The following is a 3582-nucleotide window of genomic DNA, read 5'->3' on the forward strand; positions in this document are numbered from 1 at the left end:
TATCAAAGACAAAAATTTATGAGAGGCTAACTTCTCCTTGGATTGGACAATTTACAAAAGAAGAAGCAAACTATGCAATTCAAAAACTAGATTTAACACCAGAAGGAAGCATTGCCCGCAATAAATGGGTAGGATACTATTATTATAAATCAGATGGAAAGGTGGCCAAGAATGAATGGGTAGATGGCGGTCGTTACTATGTTGATTCTAAAGGCAAAATGGTAAGGGATAAATGGGTAGATGGTGGTCGTTACTATGTAGGATACGATGGTGTGTGGCAACCAAAACCAGCAGCCGGGAATCCATACTCAGCAGCTTTAAAGAGAGCAAAAGCTTATAATAGGATTCATTTGTCAAAAAAAAGAATTTATGAGATGTTAATTTTTGAAGGTTTTAATAGTGACACTGCACAATATGCTATCAATCATTTGCAAGCAGACTATAAGGCGAATGCCTTAGCTCAAGCAAGAGAATACCGAAAGAATACCAATTTATCAAAGACAAAAATTTATGAGAGGCTAACTTCTCCTTGGATTGGACAATTTACAAAAGAAGAAGTAAACTATGCAATTCAAAAACTAGGGGATAAATAGTTATTAAATATTAGATGTAACTTTTTCATGCAAAGCTTTGCACAAATCTAATGATTTTGTTATACTATATCTGTAAGCATTTTCAATTAAAAAGGAGAAGACGATGAGTCAAAAGATTATTGGGATTGACCTTGGTGGGACATCTGTTAAGTTCGCAATTTTAACTCAAGAGGGAGAAATCCAAGAAAAATGGTCTATCAAGACCAATATTTTGGACGAGGGAAGCCATATCGTAGATGATATGATTGAGTCTATTCAACATCGTTTGGACTTGCTTGGATTGTCTGCTACAGATTTCCGAGGCATTGGAATGGGATCACCTGGTGTGGTTGACCGTGAGAAAGGAACTGTTATCGGTGCCTACAACCTGAACTGGAAAACTCTTCAACCAATTAAAGAAAAAATCGAAAAAGCCTTGGGTATCCCATTCTTCATCGACAATGATGCCAACGTAGCTGCTCTCGGTGAGCGTTGGATGGGTGCAGGTGACAACCAACCAGACGTTGTCTTTATGACACTTGGTACAGGTGTTGGTGGCGGTATCGTGGCAGAAGGCAAATTGCTTCACGGTGTTGCTGGTGCTGCTGGTGAGCTTGGTCACATCACTGTTGACTTTGACCAACCAATCGCATGTACCTGTGGTAAAAAAGGCTGTCTTGAGACAGTTGCTTCAGCAACAGGGATTGTCAACTTGACTCGTCGTTATGCAGATGAATACGAAGGCGATGCAGCTTTGAAACGCTTGATTGATGACGGAGAAGAAGTAACTGCTAAAACTGTCTTTGACCTTGCAAAAGAAGGGGACGACCTTGCCTTGATCGTTTACCGTAACTTCTCACGTTACTTGGGAATCGCATGTGCTAATATCGGTTCAATCCTAAACCCATCAACAATCGTTATTGGTGGTGGGGTGTCAGCAGCTGGAGAATTTCTTCTCCAAGGTGTTCAAAAAGTCTACGACGAAAATACCTTCCCACAAGTACGCACATCCACTAAATTGGCTCTTGCAACTCTAGGAAATGACGCTGGAGTTATCGGAGCAGCATCACTTGTATTGCAATAAGATAGATTGATAATAGAGCTTGGTTATCCATCAAGCTCTTTTTTGAAAGTCGAATAAAACGAAATAGGTTTTAATTTTGGGAAGGAATCGCTAGATGAACACATCAAAACACCCCATGCTTGAATTAGCATTGTCTATCGCGACGGAAGCTCATGGAGGACAATTTGATAAGGCAGGGATAGATTATATAGAACATCCAATTTTTGTTGCGAGCCAAGTTGATTCTGAAGAAGAGAAAGCAGTGGCTCTACTACATGATGTTATTGAGGATAGTTCTGTTACTGCTGAAGAGTTACTAAATGCTGGTTTACCAGAGACAGTAGTTACAGCCGTTCAGATTTTGTCAAAGAAAAAGGGACAAGACTATCAAACCTATCTGAAAACTGTGAAATCCAATCCTCTTGCGAGAGCCGTAAAATTAGCTGACCTAAAACATAATTCAGATTTATCGAGACTTGAGACCATTACTGACAAGGATTTGGGAGGATTAGAAAAATATAAAAAGGCCATTGATTATCTGAGTATGTAGAAAAGATTTTTTATGCTATACTAGTTAGGACAATAAATGAGGTGAGAGTAAATGACAAAAGCTGATACGATTTTTAAAGAAAATATAGAACGAATTCTTAAGGAAGGTGTCTTTTCTGAGCAGGCACGTCCTAAGTATAAGGATGGGACAGTTGCCAATTCTAAGTACGTAACGGGTGCCTTTGCGGAGTATGATTTGGCCAAAGGGGAATTTCCCATCACAACCTTGCGTCCCATTGCAATAAAATCCGCTATCAAGGAAGTACTCTGGATCTACCAAGATCAGTCTAATAGCCTAGAAGTGCTGAATAGCAAGTACAATGTTCACTACTGGAATGACTGGGAAGTGGAAGATACGGGAACCATTGGTGAGCGCTATGGGGCAGTCGTTAAGAAACACGACATCATCAATAAGATTCTCAAACAGTTGGAAGCCAACCCTTGGAATCGTCGCAATATCATCTCTCTCTGGGATTACCAAGCTTTTGAGGAGACAGATGGTCTTCTTCCATGCGCCTTTCAGACCATGTTTGATGTCCGTCGCGTAGATGGGGAAATCTATCTAGATGCGACCTTGACTCAGCGTTCTAATGACATGCTAGTGGCCCACCACATTAACGCTATGCAGTACGTAGCTTTGCAGATGATGATTGCCAAGCATTTCGGCTGGAAGGTTGGGAAGTTCTTCTACTTTATAAACAACCTTCATATCTATGATAATCAGTTTGAACAAGCAGAGGAATTGCTCCGTCGTGAGCCGTCAAACTGCCAACCACGCTTGGTTTTAAATATTCCTGATGGGACTAATTTCTTTGATATCAAAGTGGAAGACTTTGAGTTGGTCGACTATGATCCGGTTAAGCCACAGCTGAAGTTTGATTTGGCTATTTAAGAAAATCATAACCACCCGTTAGTGAACTGCACCCCAAAAGTTAGACAGAAAAAATCTAACTTTTGGGGTGTTTTTATTATGAAATTGAGTTATGAAGATAAAGTTCAGATCTATGAACTTAGAAAGCAAGGATATAGCTTAGAGAAGCTTTCAAATAAATTTGGGATAAACAATTCTAATCTTAGATACATGATTAAATTGATTGATCGTTACGGAATGGAGTTCGTCAAAAAAGGAAAAAATCGTTACTATTCCCCTGAATTAAAACAAGAAATGGTTGAGAAAGTTCTGTTGGAAGGACATTCGCAAAGAAGTGTTAGTCTTGATTATGCCCTCCCAAACCAAGGAATGCTTTCAAATTGGCTGGCGCAATACAAGAAAAACGGGTATACTATTGTTGAGAAAATAAGAGGGAGAGTACCTAAAATGGGACTTAAACGGAAGAAAACTTGGGAAGAAATGACAGAACTAGAGCGACTCCAAGAGGAGAATGAACGCTTACGGAC

At 39.7% G+C, this 3582-nt stretch carries 4 protein-coding genes and 1 pseudogene; all 5 read left to right on the forward strand.

From position 1 onward, the window contains the following. A partial coding sequence (locus HMPREF1125_RS11970) for an Ltp family lipoprotein (protein ID WP_000311608.1) occupies positions 1-593 on the forward strand: 593 nt, incomplete at its 5' end. 103 nt (positions 594-696) lie between these two features. After that, positions 697-1656 carry an ROK family glucokinase gene (locus HMPREF1125_RS11975; RefSeq protein WP_000078588.1) on the forward strand — a complete coding sequence of 320 codons (960 nt, stop codon included), beginning with the start codon at positions 697-699 and terminating at the stop codon, positions 1654-1656. Between the two features lie 94 nt (positions 1657-1750). Next, entirely contained in the window at positions 1751-2185 is a 435-nt protein-coding gene (locus tag HMPREF1125_RS11980) for an HD domain-containing protein (protein WP_001097944.1), read from the forward strand. Positions 2186-2236: 51 nt separating this feature from the next. Beyond that, complete coding sequence (locus tag HMPREF1125_RS11985) at positions 2237-3076, forward strand: thymidylate synthase (RefSeq protein ID WP_000158632.1); 840 nt, start codon at positions 2237-2239, stop codon at positions 3074-3076. A 78-nt stretch (positions 3077-3154) separates the two neighbouring features. After that, positions 3155-3582 (forward strand): annotated as a pseudogene (locus tag HMPREF1125_RS11990) (IS3 family transposase); the annotation flags it as partial.

Source organism: Streptococcus oralis SK304, assembly GCF_000287715.1.
Classification (GTDB): domain Bacteria; phylum Bacillota; class Bacilli; order Lactobacillales; family Streptococcaceae; genus Streptococcus; species Streptococcus oralis_Y.

Coding starts and splice junctions, on each gene's coding strand:
- HMPREF1125_RS11975 (WP_000078588.1), top strand. CDS start 697: ATGAGTCAAAAGATTATTGGGATTGACCTTGGTGGGACATCTGTTAAG.
- HMPREF1125_RS11980 (WP_001097944.1), top strand. CDS start 1,751: ATGAACACATCAAAACACCCCATGCTTGAATTAGCATTGTCTATCGCG.
- HMPREF1125_RS11985 (WP_000158632.1), top strand. CDS start 2,237: ATGACAAAAGCTGATACGATTTTTAAAGAAAATATAGAACGAATTCTT.